This window comes from Arthrobacter sp. 10T413_2 (assembly GCF_056394205.1).
On the sequence record NZ_JBFTHK010000005.1, the window covers coordinates 1 to 15,363 of the forward strand.

The following is a 15,363-nucleotide window of genomic DNA, read 5'->3' on the forward strand; positions in this document are numbered from 1 at the left end:
CCTATGTACCGGAGACCACGCTGGGCATTTTCGTGCAGATGTGTCTGCTGGCGGTGCAGAACTTCCTCTCGGCCGCGGTCGGCATCGTCGTCGTCGTCGCCCTCATCCGCGGCATCGCCCGCACGAGGACGCAGCGGCTGGGCAACTTCTGGGTGGACCTGGCCCGGACCACTTTCCGGATCCTKCTGCCGATCGCGTTCGTCGCGGCAGTGGTGATGGTCCTCGGCGGCGTGGTGCAGAACTTCTGKCCCACCGACGTCACCAACCAGKCGGCCGGGATCAGCCAGAKCATTCCCGGCGGGCCCGTGGCGTCCCAGGAAGCCATCAAGGAGCTMGGGACCAACGGCGGCGGCTACTTCAACGCCAACTCCGCCCACCCGTTCGAGAACCCCAATGCCCTCATCAGCTTCTTCGAGGTGTTCCTGCTCCTGCTCATCCCCTCTGCCCTGCCGTACGCCTTCGGCCGGATGGTGGGTGACCAGAGGCAGGGCTACACGGTGGCCGCGGTGATGGGCACCCTGTGGCTGGCATCGGTTTCCCTGATGGGATGGGCCGTGGCTTCCGGCCAGGGAACCGCGACGGCGGCGGCCGGCGGCCTGGGCGAAGGCTTTGAACAGCGCTTCGGACCGGCGCCAAGCGCGATCTTCGCCACGTCCACCACGCTGACCTCCACCGGCGCCGTCAACGTCGCCCATGATTCCCTGCCCCCGATGGCTGGCGGTGTGGCCATGGTGAACATGATGCTCGGCGAAGTCGCCCCCGGCGGAACCGGGTCCGGGCTCTACGGGCTGCTGATCCTGTCCATCATTTCCGTCTTCATCGCCGGGCTGATGGTCGGGCGCACCCCGGAGTATTTGGGCAAGAAGATCGGCCCGACGGAAATGAAACTGGCGGCCATGTACATCCTGGTCACCCCGACCGTGGTCCTGGCACTGGCTGGCATTACCGTCCTGTTGCCGGACGCCATGGCCAACGCCCCGGCCACCGGCCCGCACCAGTTCAGCGAAGTGCTTTACGCCTTCACCTCCGGGGCCAACAACAACGGCTCGGCGTTCGGCGGCATCACCACCTCCGGCCCATTCCTGTCGGTCATGATGGGCCTGGCGATGCTGCTGGGCCGCTTCCTCCCGATTGTCCTGGTCCTCGCACTGGCCGGCTCCCTCGCCCGTCAGGGCAAGGTTCCCGCCTCCGCCGGCACCGTCCCCACCCACGGCCCCCTGTTCGGCGGCCTGCTGCTCGGCGTGACAGTGATCCTGACCGCCCTGAGCTACTTCCCGGCCCTTGCCCTGGGCCCCCTCGCAGAAGGACTCCTGAAATGACCCGGTCTAGCACGGCATCAGCCTCGGACCTCGCCGCCGCCACCTACGCCGACGGCAACCCCCTCGGCACCCCCGGCGAGCACAAGCACCACACCAAGGCTCCGGCAAAACTGACGCTCACTTCCGTCGCCGCCGCCCTGCCACTCGCGGTCCGGAAACTTTCCCCACGGCAGATGATCCATTCCCCTGTCATGTTCACCGTGCTGGTCGGGGCCGCCCTCTGCACGGCGATCTCCCTGTACCGGCCGTCGGTATTCGGCATCGCGGTCACGGCCTGGCTGTGGCTCACCGTCCTCTTCGGCACCCTGTCCGAATCCATCGCCGAAGGCCGGGGCAAAGCCCAGGCCGACAGCCTCCGCGCCAGCCGTAAAGGCGTGACGGCCCGGCTCCGGCAGCCCGACGGCACGACTAAAGAGGTGCCCGGGACAGAGCTGCGGCTCAACGACGTCGTGATCTGCGAGGCCGGGGACGTCATCCCCTCGGATGGCGAAATCATCGACGGCCTGGCCAGCGTGGACGAATCCACCATCACCGGCGAATCAGCCCCGGTCATCCGCGAATCCGGCGGAGACCGCTCCTCGGTCACCGGCGGCACGAAGGTTCTCTCGGACAGGATCGTCATCCGCATCACCGCCGAGCCGGGCCAAACGTTCATCGACCGGATGATCAAGCTCGTCGAGGGCGCCGTGCGGCAGAAGACCCCGAACGAAATCGCCCTCCACGTCCTGCTGGTCTCCCTGACCATCGTGTTCCTTGCCGTCACCATGTCCCTGGCCCCGTTTGCCGCCCTGGCCGGCGCCACGCCGTCCCCGATCGTGCTGGTGGCCCTGTTGGTCTGCCTTATCCCCACCACCATCGGAGCGCTGGTCCCGGCGATCGGCATCGCCGGCATGGACCGGCTGGTCCAGCACAACGTGCTGGCCACCTCAGGTCGCGCCGTGGAGACCGCCGGAGACATCACCACACTGCTGCTGGACAAGACCGGCACCATTACCTACGGCAACCGCCGCGCTGTCAATTTCTTCCCCGCCAACCATGTGGACAGGATCCGGCTCATCGAAGCAGCCCGGGTCTGCAGCCTGGCCGACGAAACCCCCGAGGGCCGCTCCATCGTGGACCTCGCCGCGGACAAGGGCGTGACCGGGGCCGACCTGGCCTCCCTCGAACGCAGCTCCGGCGATTTTGCCGTGGTCCCCTTCAGCGCCACCACCCGCATGAGCGGACTGGACCTTGACGGGCTGCAGATCCGCAAAGGCGCCGCTTCMACGGTGACGGCCTTCGTTGCCGAATACGGCGGCCACACCCCGGCCGACGTTGACCACCGGGTCCAGGAAATCTCTGCCCAAGGCGGCACACCTCTCCTGGTCGCCCAGATCGACAAGGACGGCCGCGCAGATATCCTGGGAACCATCCACCTCGCCGACGTCGTCAAACCCGGCATGAACGCCCGCTTCGCCGAACTGCGGCAAATGGGCATCCGGACCGTCATGATCACCGGTGACAACCCCATCACCGCCAAGGCAATCGCCGCCGAGGCCGGGGTCGATGACTTCCTGGCCGAGGCAACCCCGGAGGACAAACTTGCGGTCATCAAGAAGGAGCAGGCCGCAGGCCGGCTCGTGGCCATGACCGGGGACGGCACCAACGACGCCCCGGCCCTGGCCGCGGCAGACGTCGGCGTCGCCATGAACTCCGGCACCCCCGCCGCCAAGGACGCCGCCAACATGGTGGACCTCGACTCCGACCCCACCAAGCTCATCAACATCGTCGGCATCGGCAAACAGCTGCTCATCACCCGCGGCGCCCTGACCACCTTCTCGGTAGCCAATGACGTCGCCAAGTACTTCGCAATCGTTCCCGCCCTCTTCACCGCTGCCTTCCCGGGTCTGGSACTGCTGAACATCATGGGACTCGCCACCCCGGCCTCGGCCATCCTCTCCGCGGTGATCTTCAACGCCCTGATTATCATMGCCTTGGTGCCGCTCGCGCTCCGCGGAGTMAAATACCGTGCCGTCTCCGCCAACCAGGCACTGGGGCGGAATCTGCTGGTCTACGGGCTCGGCGGCCTCATCGCCCCCTTCATCGGCATCAAAATCATCGACCTGATGATTTCCCTCATCCCCGGAATCGGCTAGGAACACCCCCATGAACACACTCACCGGCTACCTCCGGCAGGCAGGCACCGCCGTCCGGTTCCTGCTCTTCGCCACGCTGGTCCTTGGCGTGGCCTACCCCCTGGCCGTCTTCGGCATAGGGCAGGTGATCGCCCCGTACCAGGCTAACGGTTCCATCATCAAAGACAGCACCGGCGCCCCGGCGGCCTCGGCCCTGATCGCCCAGGCCGCGGCGGACGAATCCGGCGCCCAGGACCCGCGGTGGTTCCATGCCCGGCCCTCGGCCGTGAAATGGGACCCGGMGTCGTCCTCGGCGTCCAACATKGGCCCCAACGATCCGAAACTGCTCAAGGCTGTCGCCGCCAACCGCGCGGCCGTCGCGAAGGCCGAAAACGTTCCCGAAGCGGCCGTTCCTGCCGATGCCGTGACCGCCAGCGGCTCCGGACTGGATCCGGACATCTCGCTGGCCTACGCCCGACTCCAGATACCGCGCGTTGCCGCCGCGCACGGGCTCAGCACGGAGACTGTGACCGCCTTCGTCGCGCAACAGACCAGTGGCGGCGCCGTGGCATTCCTGGGGCAGCCCGCGGTGAACGTGACCGTCCTGAACCTCGCAGTCGCAGCCGCGTCGCCCGCGTCCGCCTCCAAGTGACAGAATGACGACATGGCACGTGGAACGCTGCGGATCTTCCTGGGGGCCGCGCCCGGCGTGGGTAAGACCTACGAAATGCTGGAGGAAGCCCACCGACTCCATGAGCGAGGCGAAGATGTTGCGGTAGCGTTCGCGCTCGACCACGGCCGCGCCGACACAAGGGCACTCATGGCCGGCCTTGAAGTCATCCCGCCCYGGCAGCTGAGCTACCGGGGGGCGGAGTTCGAGGAAATGGACMTGGACGCGGTTCTGGCCCGAGCCCCCAAGACCGCAGTGGTGGACGAGTACGCCCACTCCAACGTCCCGGGCAGCCGCAACCAGAAGCGCTGGCAGGACGTGGATGAACTTCTCAGCGCCGGGATCAATGTCCTGTCAACGGTCAACATCCAGCATCTGGCGTCTCTAGGCGACGTCGTCAGCGCCATCACCGACGTCCGCCAGGCAGAAACCGTGCCGGACGACGTCGTGCGCCGCGCCGACCAGATCGATCTGGTCGACATCCCGCCGGAGCTGCTGCGCCAGCGGCTCAGCGACGGAAAGATCTACGCCGCGGACAAGATMGACGCGGCCCTGTCCAACTATTTCCGGCTGGGCAACCTCGGCGCGCTGCGCGAACTCGCTTTGCTGTGGCTGGCCGATAGGGTGGACGAAGGGCTGGCCAAATACCGGGCCGAACAGGGCATTGAAGCCAGCTGGCCAGCCCGCGAGCGCATCGTGGTGGGCCTGACCGGGGGCCCTGAGGGCGAGCCACTCATCCGGCGCGKGGCACGTATCCTGACCCGGGTCAGCGGCGGGGACCTCCTGGCCGTCCATGTTCGCGCCGCCGACGGCGTCGCCTCGGAGTCACCGCAGGCGCTCGAACGGCAGCGGCGGCTGATCCAGGACCTGGGCGGCAGCTACCACATCGTGGCCGGAGAAGACCCGGCGGCCGCCCTGCTGGACTTCGCCCGCAGTGTCAACGCCACCCAAATCGTGGTCGGCATCTCGCGGCACAAGAACCTCGCGGGTGTCCTGGGCGGTCTCCTGGGCGGCGGGGTGGGAACCCGGGTGGTGCGGGGCTCCGGGGACATCGATGTCCACATGGTCTCACACCCCCTCGGCGGCCAGGGCACGGGGGTGCCGCGCCCCCGCGATCTCGGCCGGGTCCGGGTGGCGGTGGGGCTCGTCCTGGCCGTGGTGCTCCCGGCACTCCTGCAACTGCTGCTGCTGGCCCTGAACCCGGAGCAAAATGTGGCCACGGCAATGCTGGTCCAGCTCACCGGCTCCGTCGCGGTGGCCCTGGTTGGCGGACTATGGCCGGCGATCCTCGCGGCGCTGTGGAGCAGCCTGCTGGTGAACTACTTTTCCACCCCGCCGGTCGGCAACTTGACCATCAGTGATCCGCAGAACTTCCTCGCCCTGCTGGTGTTCGTGGGCGTCTCGGCGGCCGTCGCCGTCGTCGTCGACCTTTCGGCCCGCCGCTCCAAGGAGGCTGCGCGGGCCCGTGCCGAGGCAACGACGCTGGGTGACCTGACCCGCGGCGCCGCCGGTTCGGAGGATACCGTTCAGGCGCTGCTGGAGCAGGCGCTGGGTGTTTTCCAGGTCCGGGGCACCGCCTTATTCAGCCGTGATGCCAATGCCGGCGCCGGAAGCACGGCCAGTGGCCGGCCGTGGCGGCTGCTCGCCTCGGCTGGAGAGATCCCGGCTGCTGCCGAGAGCGCTCGGGGGGACGCCGCCACCGGCGACAACGTCGAGGAAATCGATGCCACCACCCGACTGGTCCTCTACGGACGGATCCTGCCAGCAAGCGACCGGCGCCTCCTGGGGGCCTTCGGCGTCCATCTGGCGGCCCAGCTTGAACGCCAGCAGCTGGTTGTCAGCCGTCGGGAGATGCTGCGCCTGGCCGAGAGCAACACGATGCGCACTTCCATCCTCCGCGCCGTGTCCCACGACCTGCGCACCCCGCTGGCCGGGATCAAACTCGCCGTCGGCGGCCTGCGCCACGACKACGTCCGCTACACCGCGGAAGAGGAGCAGGAGCTGCTGGCTACCATCGAGGAGTGCTCGGACCGACTGGACACCCTGGTGGGGAATCTGCTGGACATGTCCCGGCTCACCTCGGATGCCGTCAATCCCCTCCTCAAACCGGTGCGCTGGTTCGAGGTGATCCCCGGAGCCCTCGGCGCCGTCCCCCCGGGCAAGGTGCGGGTGGACCTGCCCGCCAACATGCCGGAGATTGACGCCGACCCGGGAATGCTGGAACGCGTCATTGCGAACATCGTCGAAAATGCCGTGAAATACGCCCCGGACTCAGATATTGTCCTGGTGGGGACCGCCGGCGGCCTCAGCCCGGCKACACTCGAAGGGCACCCTGCGGGCGAGCTGCGGATCATCGATCATGGTCGGGGCGTTCCGGCGGAGAGTGTCGTCGAGATGTTCCGTCCGTTCCAGCGGCTCGATGACACGCCGCAGACCACCGGGATCGGACTCGGACTGGCCGTGGCGAAAGGATTCACCGAAGCAATGGGCGGAACGCTGGCCGCGKAAGAGACGCCAGGCGGCGGTTTGACGATGGTCATCCGGCTTCCCCTGTCCACTGGCGTGCCGTTCGACGCGCGCCGCGCCCAGGCCCCGCTTGAGCCGCAGTCGGCCCTGGGCCGCCGCCATGCACTGCCGCTCAGGCCGGGACCGGACGCCGGATGACCGCCGTCCTGGTGGTCGACGACGACCCGCACCTGCTGAGGGCGCTCCGAATCACGCTGCAGGCCCACGGTTACTCGGTGACCACGGCGGCAGACGGGCGTTCTGCCCTGCTGACCGCATCCCAGCACCCCTTGGCGCTGGTCATCCTGGACCTCGGTCTGMCGGACATCGACGGCACTACAGTCCTGCGGGAGCTCCGGTCCTGGAGCCAGGTCCCGATCCTGGTGCTCTCAGCCCGCCACGGCTCCGAGGACAAAGTGGAAGCGCTCGACGCCGGCGCGGACGACTACATCACGAAGCCGTTCGGCCTCGACGAGCTGCTGGCCCGGATCCGCGCCCTCCTGCGCCGCAGCGTTGACCAGGAGCAGGCACCAGTGGTGACCACCGAGKCCTTCACCGTGGACCTGGGCAAACACCGCGTCATCCGCGACGGCCAGGATGTGCGGCTGACCCCCACCGAATGGAACATTCTGGAGCTGCTGGTCCGGAACCCGGAAAAGCTCATCACACAGCAGCAGCTGCTCTCCGAGGTCTGGGGTCCGGCGTACGCCAAGGAAACCAACTATCTCCGGGTCTACATGGCCCAGCTGCGGCGCAAGCTCGAACCGGACACCGCCAACCCGCGTCATCTGCTCACGGAGGCCGGCATCGGCTACCGGTTCATGCCCTGAGAGTATTTCCTGGCTGTGCTTGCTCACAGTGCCTGCTGATTTTTCGCATGCCGMGGCCGGCAATGGATACTGGGGCAATGACAAATCGCAGCCCGCTCAACTGGGACGATGCCGGCCCGTCGCCGCTGCCGGAGATCCCGGCGCAACTGCAGGCCGCCCTCAACGGAATCCCGGCCATGGTGGGCTACTGGGACACGGGGCTCCGCAACCGCTTGGCCAACGAGGCCTACGGCACGTGGTTCGGCATTGAACCCGGCCAGCTATACGGAAGGCATATCGGGGACGTGCTCGGGGAGGCAGTCTTCGAGGCGAACCGGCCGTACATCGAGCTCGTGCTCGCCGGAGAGCCTCAGCAGTTTGACCGGACCCTCGTGGATGCCGTGGGCGAATCGCGCTACACCGAGGTGACTTACACCCCCGATGCCCGGGACGACGGCGCGGTGCGGGGTTTTTTCGTCCAAGTCACGGACATCACGCAGCGGGTGCTGGCCGATCGGCGCAGGCAGCAGGACATGGACCGGTACCGCGCCTTGGCGCGCAGCGTCCCCGGCGTCTTCGTGCTCCTCTTCGACGCCGATCTACGGTACCTGATCGCCGAAGGGCAGGAACTGGAAACGTTCGGCTACCGCACGGAGGAGCTCGAGGGCCAGCGCATCCAGGACGTGCTCAAGGGCGATCTCGCCAGCGAGCTCGAGCCGCGCTACCGTGCGGCCCTMGCCGGCCGGGAAGTCTCCTGGAGCCGTCAGATCGGCCACCGCACCTACCGGCTCAAAGCCGGACCGGTGCACTCCGACGACGAGGYCACTGCCGGCATGGTCGTGGCGGTTGACGTCACCGAGCGCCTGCAGCAGCAGCAGGTCTGGGAGGCCCTCCACGACATAGCGACCGCTGTCGCCCGCAACGCCGCCCCCGCCGACATCTCCGAGCGCGTCGCGGCCATCGTCCTTGAGCTGTTCAATGTGGACTCCGCCGCCGTCGTCCGTTTCACGGGCGCGTCGTCGGCGGAAATCGTCGCCATGGCCCCCGCCCTCCCGCCGACGCTGAGCCGCCGGCACATCTTTGCCCCGACCGACGAGTCCGCCACCGTCCGGGTGGCATTGACGGGCAAGCCTGCCCTCGTTGTTTACGGGCCGGAGGGCGGACCGGCGGCGGAGCAGATGCGCGCCGGCGGGTTCCAGTCCGCGGCGGCGGCGCCGGTCCGGGTCGGGGGAAGCCTGTGGGGCGTGGTGACCCTGACCTCGAAATCCCGCACGGGCGTCACGGAAGCCATGATGGCGCGGCTGGCCCAGTTCGCGGAGCTCGTCGAGATCGCCATCGGCAACTCGGAGGCAAGGACCGACCTCGAACTGCAGGCCACCACCGATGCCCTGAGCGGCCTGCCCAACCGGCGCGCCCTGGAACGGCACCTCGCCGAACAGCTTGCGCTGGCCGGGACGCGCGGCACCACACTGAGCGCCGTCGTCCTGKATATCGACCACTTCAAAAGGGTCAAYGACACCTACGGCCACCTGATGGGCGACGTGGTCCTGGCCGAAGTCGCGGCGAGGCTCCGGGGAGTCGCCCGGAGCCAGGAAATCCTGGCTCGCTTCGGCGGCGAAGAGTTCGTGTGGCTGCTCCCGGAGACGAACGGCGCCGAGGCCCTGCGGGCGGCGGAACGGGCCCGGGAGGCCATCGCGGCCGAGCCGTTCGGCGACGTCGGCTTCCTGACGATCTCCGCCGGCGTCTGCGAGCAGCGCGACGCCGCGGCCGGGACCCTCCTGGACTGCGCGGACCGTGCGCTCTATGAGGCGAAAAACGCTGGCCGCAACCGCACCTCACGCTACGGCCACGCCACCCAGACGGCCCAAGGGCAGGCCCGGCCCGCGGCGGACGGACACCCGGCCTAGACGAGGCCGGAGACGCCGACGTCACGCAGGCTCCGGGAAGGCCTCAGGACAGGAAGCCACGCAGCAAGGCCGCGGTCCCTTCCAGGTGTTCATTGGTGGCGCGCTCCGCCGCCGCCGCGTCGCCGGACAGGATGGCGTCCGCCATTTGCGCGTGCTGCGCATTGGAATGCTCCAGGTTGGTCCCCAGGAACGGGATCCTGTCCAGGAGTTCATTGACCCTCGACCTCGTTTCCGCCACCGCCGCCACAAGGCTGGGCGAGCCGGTGAGCTCGGCGATCGCGATGTGAAAACGGGCATCGCGTGGCCTGTACGAAGCCTCCGTGGCGTGGGACACCTCCGACAGGCAGTTCCTCAGGTGGCTCCGGGCGGCCGCGGACAAATTGGAACTGGCCGCCAGGGCGCTCGCCGCCGGCTCAATGACTCCGCGGAACAGGAGCACGTCATGAACTTCGGCTGGATCCAGCGGGCGGATTCCCCGGGGTTCTGTCCGCACCGGGTTTTCGGAGACATACGTGCCGCCGTAGCGGCCGCGACGGACGTCAAGATATCCGGCAGCCTGCAGTTCGCCCAGCGCCTCGCGAAGAGTCGCCCGGGACACACCCAGGCGTTCGGCGAGTTCGCGTTCCGGCGGCAGCTTGTCAGCAGGCGCAAAGATCCCTAGCTTGATCGTCTGCAGAATGTGCTCGATGGTCTCTTCGAAAGCATTTCCGCCCCGCACCGGGCGCAACATTGAGTATGGCTGCTGCAACAAGAAATCGGCCAAGGCCAGCTCCCAAAACTAGGCGACCCTATATATACCGCGAGCATACATTTAGCGGACGGGAAAAGACTAGCTAGAAGACCAATTGGCCGAAGTTGGAGCCATACTTCCTAGAATTTCGCCGGAAGTCCTTGACGGATGTGAGTTGCGCCACCACACTGGGAGGCGTGCCCTTGGACTGAAAACAGTCCTTTAGGAATCTGGGCGACACTCCTCTTATCAAGGGAATCGCATGAAATCAGTAGATCATGTCGCCGGTGCGAAGAACGCAGACGGCAGTGAAACGGAGTACCTTCAGCACCGCCGGCTCAAGCGCGGCGCCGCCGGCTGGGTGCTCCTCGCGGGGCTGGGGGTCGCCTACGTCATTTCCGGAGACTTCGCCGGATGGAATCTCGGCCTCGCCCAGGGAGGATGGGGCGGCCTGCTCATTGCTTTCCTCCTGATGGGCGTCATGTATACCTGCATGGTCTTCGGTCTGGCCGAACTCTCGTCGTCGCTTCCGACGGCGGGTGCCGGTTACGCTTTTGCGCGGCGGGCCCTCGGCCCGTTGGGCGGCTTCGCCACCGGCATAGCGGTGCTGATCGAGTACGCCGTCGCACCCGCCGCCATCGCCACCTTCATCGGCGGCTACATCGAGGCACTCGGACTGTTCGGCCTCACCAACTCCTGGCCGGTCTACCTGGTCACCTACATGATCTTCATCGGGATCCATCTCCGCGGCGTGGGTGAGGCGCTGAAGATCATGTTTGCGATCACCGCCTTTGCCGTCGTCGCGCTCGTTGCCGCCGTCGTCGGCCTCGTGCCGATGTTCGACCCGGCCAAACTGTTCGACATCGTCCCGGATGGATCCGCCGGTTCCAGCGCGTTCCTGCCCATGGGCGTCGGCGGAATCCTGGCGGCACTGGTTTACGGCATCTGGTTCTTCCTGGCCGTCGAAGGCGTCCCGCTGGCTGCGGAGGAATCCGCTGATCCCAAGAAGGACATGCCCAAGGGCATCATCGTCGCCGTCCTCATTCTGGTCATCTTCGGGGCCCTGATGCTGGTTCTCGTGCCGGGAGCCGCCGGATCCCAAGCCATGAGCACCTCAGACAACCCTCTTCCGGAGGCCATCCGGCTGGCTTACGGTGGAAACACGCTGCTCGCCGACTTCATCAACTACGCGGGCCTCGCCGGCCTGGTAGCCAGTTTCTTCTCCATCATCTATGCCTACTCACGCCAGCTTTTCGCGCTCTCCCGTGCCGGCTACCTGCCCAAATGGCTGTCCCTCACTKGGGCTCGCCGGACACCTTACTGGGCCCTCATCGTTCCGGGCACGATCGGTTTCCTGCTGGCAGCTATCACCCAGAATGGCGCCCTCCTGATCAACATCGCAGTCTTCGGCGCCACGGTATCCTACGTCCTGCTCAACCTGTCCCACATCGTGCTGCGGATCAAAGAACCAGAACTCGAGCGCGGCTACCGCACGCCGGGAGGCATMGCCACCACCTCCGTCGCGCTCGTCCTGTCCGCGGTCGCCGTCGTCGCCACTTTTGTGGTGGACGTCTACGCAGCGTCCATCACAGCGGCCATCTTCGCCGCCGCCATTGCGTACTACTGGTTCTACAGCCGGCACCGCATCGTCACCGGATCCCCGGATGAGGAATTCGCCCGGCTGGCCCTGGCCGAGGCGGAACTGAAGCAGTAGCTGTCCCCCGGCCACCACCCCACCACCCCTTTTGAAGAGAACAACGTTGCGGAGCAACCATGACTGAAGCATCCACAAACCACGCCCTGAACGCCCAACTCACCCTCGATGAACTGCGGGCAGACGTCGCCTCCGGAGCGATCGACACTGTCATCGTGGCCATCACCGACTCCCTGGGCAGACTCCAGGGCAAGCGCTGCGGCGCCCGCTCCTTTCTCGAGGATGTCCTGGAGCACGGCGCGGAAGGCTGCAACTACCTCCTCGCCGTCGACGTCGAGATGAACACCATCGACGGCTACGCCATGTCGTCCTGGGAGACCGGCTACGGCGACATGATGATGCTGCCCGATGTGTCGACCCTGCGCCGGGTCCCTTGGCAGCAGGGAACGGCCCTGGTTCTTTGCGACATCATGTGGTCGGACAAGTCGCCGGCAGTCGCGTCCCCGCGCCAGATACTGCGCGCCCAGGTGGAACGGCTCGAAAAACTCGGTTACCGCGCCCACATGGGCACGGAGCTCGAATTCTTGATGTTTGACGACTCCTACCGCGAGGCCTGGCAGAAGAACTACCACGGGCTGGATGCCTCGACCCAGTACAACGTGGACTACTCGCTACTCGCCACGGCCCGTCTGGAACCGGTCATCCGGTCGATMCGCACCAACATGGAAGCGGCCGGGCTGGTGGTCGAATCGTCCAAGGGCGAGTGCAACCTCGGCCAGCAGGAAATCACCTTCCGCTTCGATGAAGCCCTCAAAGCATGCGACAAGCACACGTTCTACAAGAGCGGCGCGAAGGAAATCGCGGACCAGCACGGCAAGAGCATCAGTTTCATGGCCAAGTACGACCAGCGCGAGGGCAACTCCTGCCACATCCACTTCAGCCTGACCGACCTGGACGGCAACCCCGTGCTGCCCGGCGACGGCGAGCACGGTTTCAGCCCGGTGATGGAGCACTTCATGGCCGGGCAGTTGGACGCACTGAAGGAACTCACCTATTTCCTGGCCCCAAACGTCAACTCCTACAAAAGGTTCGTCGAAGGCAGCTTCGCGCCCACCGCCATCGCTTGGGGCATGGACAACCGCAGCTGTGCCCTCCGGGTGGTGGGCCACGGTCGCGGCCTGCGTACCGAAATGCGAGTCGGCGGCGGGGACCTTAACCCGTACCTCGCGGCGGCCGCACTGATMGCCGCCGTAATCCACGGTCTCGAGAACCGACTGCCCCTGGGACCTGCCATCCAGGGCAGCGCCTACGCCTCCGACGCGGACCGGCTTCCGACCAACCTGCGCGATTCCCGGGACCTGCTCGCGGAGAGCAGCATCGCACGCAAGGCGTTCGGCGACTCCGTCGTGGACCACTACGTCCACGCCGCCAGCATCGAACTCCGTGCCTACGAGAGCGCCGTCACCGACTGGGAGCGCATCCGTGGCTTCGAACGACTCTAGGGCTTACCGCCCCCGGATTGCCCTGACTAGCTACTACCAGGATGCGGCCTGGGGAGTTTGGGACGCCAAGGCCGCCATCGTCCCGGGAACTTACGTCGAGGCCGTGGTCGCGGCCGGCGGAACTCCGATCCTGTTGCCGCCGCTGGGCACGGATGAAACCGTGCTGGACCTGATGGACGGACTCATCGTGGTGGGAGGACCCGACGTGGATCCCGCCCGCTACGGAGCCGCCGCACATCCCAGGACCGCCTCGCAGCCGCTCCGGGACGAGCACGATACGATCCTGACGCGGGCGGCGGTGGAGCGAGGGCTGCCGTTGTTTGCCATCTGCCGGGGGGCTCAGATCCTCAACGTGGCCTTTGACGGCAGCCTGACCCAGCACCTGCCCGACATCAACCCCAGGGCCAACTACCAGCCGGCCCCGGGAGTCTTCGGCGAAGCATCCTTCACCACCGTCCCGGGAAGCCTGATCCAGTCACTGCTCGGCGACTCTGCCGTGGCGCCTTGCTATCACCACCAGGCCATGGAAACCGTCCCGCCGAGGCTGCGGGTCACCGCGACCTCCGAGGATGGAACCGTCCAGGCCCTGGAGGTCGAAGCCGCCCCAGGCTGGGTCCTGGGCGTGCAATTCCACCCGGAACAAAATCCCGAAGACCTGCGGCTGTTCCGCGGCTTCGTGCATGCCGCGGGCAGCTACCGTGCCAACCGAAAAGAGATGTCCACGATATGACAGCCACAACCTTCRACGYCATCAACCCCTCTACAGAGGAAGTCATCGAGACGGTATCGCTGGCCGGACTGGCCGAGGTCGATGATGCCATCGCCCGCGCGGCCGGAGCATTTGATTCCTGGCGGGCCGTCGCCCCGGCAGACCGCGCGCTGCTGCTGAGGCGCTTCGCCGCGGCCGTGGACGCGGACCTGGAACAACTGGCCAGGCTCGAAGTCCGCAACGCCGGGCACACGATCGGAAATGCACGCTGGGAAGCCGGAAACGTCCGGGACGTCCTCACTTACTACTCGGCCGCGCCGGAACRGCACTTCGGCAAGCAGATCCCGGTCGCCGGGGGCGTTAACATCACCTTTCACGAGCCGCTCGGCGTCGTGGGGGTCATCGTGCCGTGGAACTTTCCGATGCCGATCGCGGCCTGGGGTTTTGCCCCCGCCCTAGCCGCCGGCAACACAGTGGTACTCAAACCCGCTGAGATGACCCCCCTGACCGCGCTGCGGCTGGCCGAACTGGCCCGCGAAGCCGGCATCCCGGACGGCGTCTTCCAAGTGATTCCGGGCAAGGGTTCGGTGGTGGGCGAACGGTTCGTCACCCATCCCGCCGTCCGCAAAGTGGTCTTCACCGGTTCGACCGGCGTCGGCAAGAAGATCATGGCCGGCTGCGCGGACCAGGTGAAGCGGGTGACCCTCGAACTCGGCGGCAAGAGCGCCAACATCGTCTTCGACGACGCCGACCTCGGGATGGCCGCCGCCGCCGCACCCGGTGGAGCATTCGACAACGCCGGCCAGGACTGTTGCGCCCGATCGCGCATCCTGGTCCAGCGCAACGTCTATGACCGCTTCATGGAATTGCTTGAGCCCGCCGTCAAGGCCATCACCGTCGGTGATCCCGCGGATGAGGCAACCACCATGGGTCCGCTGATCTCCGCCCAGCAACGCCGGACAGTCGCGGGTTTCGTGCCGGACGACGCCCCGATAGCCTTCCAGGGCCAGGCCCCGTCCGGAGCCGGCTTCTGGTTCCCGCCGACGGTGCTGACACCCGGTCTGGACTCGCCGTCGTTCACGGAGGAAATCTTCGGGCCCGTTGTGACTGTGGTGCCATTCACCGACGAGGCGGACGCCATCCGGATCGCGAACAACACCGACTATGGACTGTCCGGTTCCATCTGGACCTCCAGCGTGGACCGCGCCCTGCGCGTGGCGCGCGGCGTCGAGTCCGGCAACCTGTCCGTAAACTCCCACTCGTCCGTCCGCTACTCCACCCCGTTCGGCGGTTTCAAGCAATCCGGACTGGGCCGGGAGCTCGGACCCGACGCCCTCGATTMCTTCACCGAAACCAAGAACGTCTTCATTTCCACGCCGTCACTCGGCTGAACGTCCCTGACTCGCAATATAGCCCCGAATTTTACCCCGCACAAAGGAGTTCC

Annotated in this window: 11 protein-coding genes; 10 read left to right on the plus strand and 1 reads right to left on the minus strand. The window is 66.8% G+C overall.

Translation table 11 applies throughout. From position 1 onward, the window contains the following. From kdpA to AC1DBQ_RS01745, 6 genes are all read left to right on the plus strand, one after another. The coding region (gene kdpA, locus AC1DBQ_RS01720; protein ID WP_476926848.1) for a potassium-transporting ATPase subunit KdpA at positions 1-1,319 on the plus strand (1,319 nt) is incomplete at its 5' end. Continuing rightward, on the plus strand, positions 1,316-3,454 hold the full coding sequence (kdpB, locus tag AC1DBQ_RS01725) for a potassium-transporting ATPase subunit KdpB (RefSeq protein WP_476926849.1): 2,139 nt from the start codon (positions 1,316-1,318) through the stop codon (positions 3,452-3,454). The genes kdpA and kdpB, both read left to right, overlap by 4 nt. Positions 3,455-3,464: 10 nt before the next feature. Further along, positions 3,465-4,085: a K(+)-transporting ATPase subunit C gene (gene kdpC / locus AC1DBQ_RS01730; RefSeq protein ID WP_476926850.1), complete on the plus strand. Its 621-nt coding sequence runs from the start codon at positions 3,465-3,467 to the stop codon at positions 4,083-4,085. Between the two features lie 12 nt (positions 4,086-4,097). Further along, entirely contained in the window at positions 4,098-6,767 is a 2,670-nt protein-coding gene (locus tag AC1DBQ_RS01735; protein WP_476926851.1) for a DUF4118 domain-containing protein, read from the plus strand. Then, positions 6,764-7,438 (plus strand): response regulator, encoded by a 675-nt coding sequence (locus tag AC1DBQ_RS01740; protein WP_476926852.1) that lies wholly within the window; start codon positions 6,764-6,766, stop codon positions 7,436-7,438. The genes AC1DBQ_RS01735 and AC1DBQ_RS01740 overlap by 4 nt, the downstream gene beginning before the upstream one ends. A gap of 77 nt (positions 7,439-7,515) precedes the next feature. After that, positions 7,516-9,324, plus strand: a complete 1,809-nt coding sequence (locus tag AC1DBQ_RS01745; RefSeq protein ID WP_476926853.1) for a sensor domain-containing diguanylate cyclase — start codon at positions 7,516-7,518, stop codon at positions 9,322-9,324. 43 nt (positions 9,325-9,367) lie between these two features. Here the strand turns inward: AC1DBQ_RS01745 and AC1DBQ_RS01750 are convergent, their stop codons facing one another. Continuing rightward, a complete protein-coding gene (locus tag AC1DBQ_RS01750; RefSeq protein WP_476926854.1) occupies positions 9,368-10,054 on the minus strand; it encodes a FadR/GntR family transcriptional regulator in 687 nt (228 codons plus the stop codon). 262 nt (positions 10,055-10,316) lie between these two features. Here AC1DBQ_RS01750 and eat point away from each other — a divergent pair, with 262 nt between their 5' ends. From eat to AC1DBQ_RS01770, 4 genes are read left to right on the plus strand one after another with little or no spacing between them, the layout of a single operon-like run. Further along, positions 10,317-11,768, plus strand: a complete 1,452-nt coding sequence (gene eat / locus AC1DBQ_RS01755; RefSeq protein ID WP_476926855.1) for an ethanolamine permease — start codon at positions 10,317-10,319, stop codon at positions 11,766-11,768. A 59-nt stretch (positions 11,769-11,827) separates the two neighbouring features. Further along, a complete protein-coding gene (locus tag AC1DBQ_RS01760; RefSeq protein WP_476926856.1) occupies positions 11,828-13,210 on the plus strand; it encodes a glutamine synthetase family protein in 1,383 nt (460 codons plus the stop codon). Continuing rightward, positions 13,191-13,940 carry a gamma-glutamyl-gamma-aminobutyrate hydrolase family protein gene (locus tag AC1DBQ_RS01765; protein WP_476926857.1) on the plus strand — a complete coding sequence of 250 codons (750 nt, stop codon included), beginning with the start codon at positions 13,191-13,193 and terminating at the stop codon, positions 13,938-13,940. The genes AC1DBQ_RS01760 and AC1DBQ_RS01765 overlap by 20 nt, the downstream gene beginning before the upstream one ends. Further along, positions 13,937-15,310 carry an aldehyde dehydrogenase family protein gene (locus AC1DBQ_RS01770; RefSeq protein ID WP_476926858.1) on the plus strand — a complete coding sequence of 458 codons (1,374 nt, stop codon included), beginning with the start codon at positions 13,937-13,939 and terminating at the stop codon, positions 15,308-15,310. Before AC1DBQ_RS01765 ends, AC1DBQ_RS01770 begins: the two co-directional genes overlap by 4 nt. The last annotated feature ends 53 nt before the right edge of the window (positions 15,311-15,363 follow it).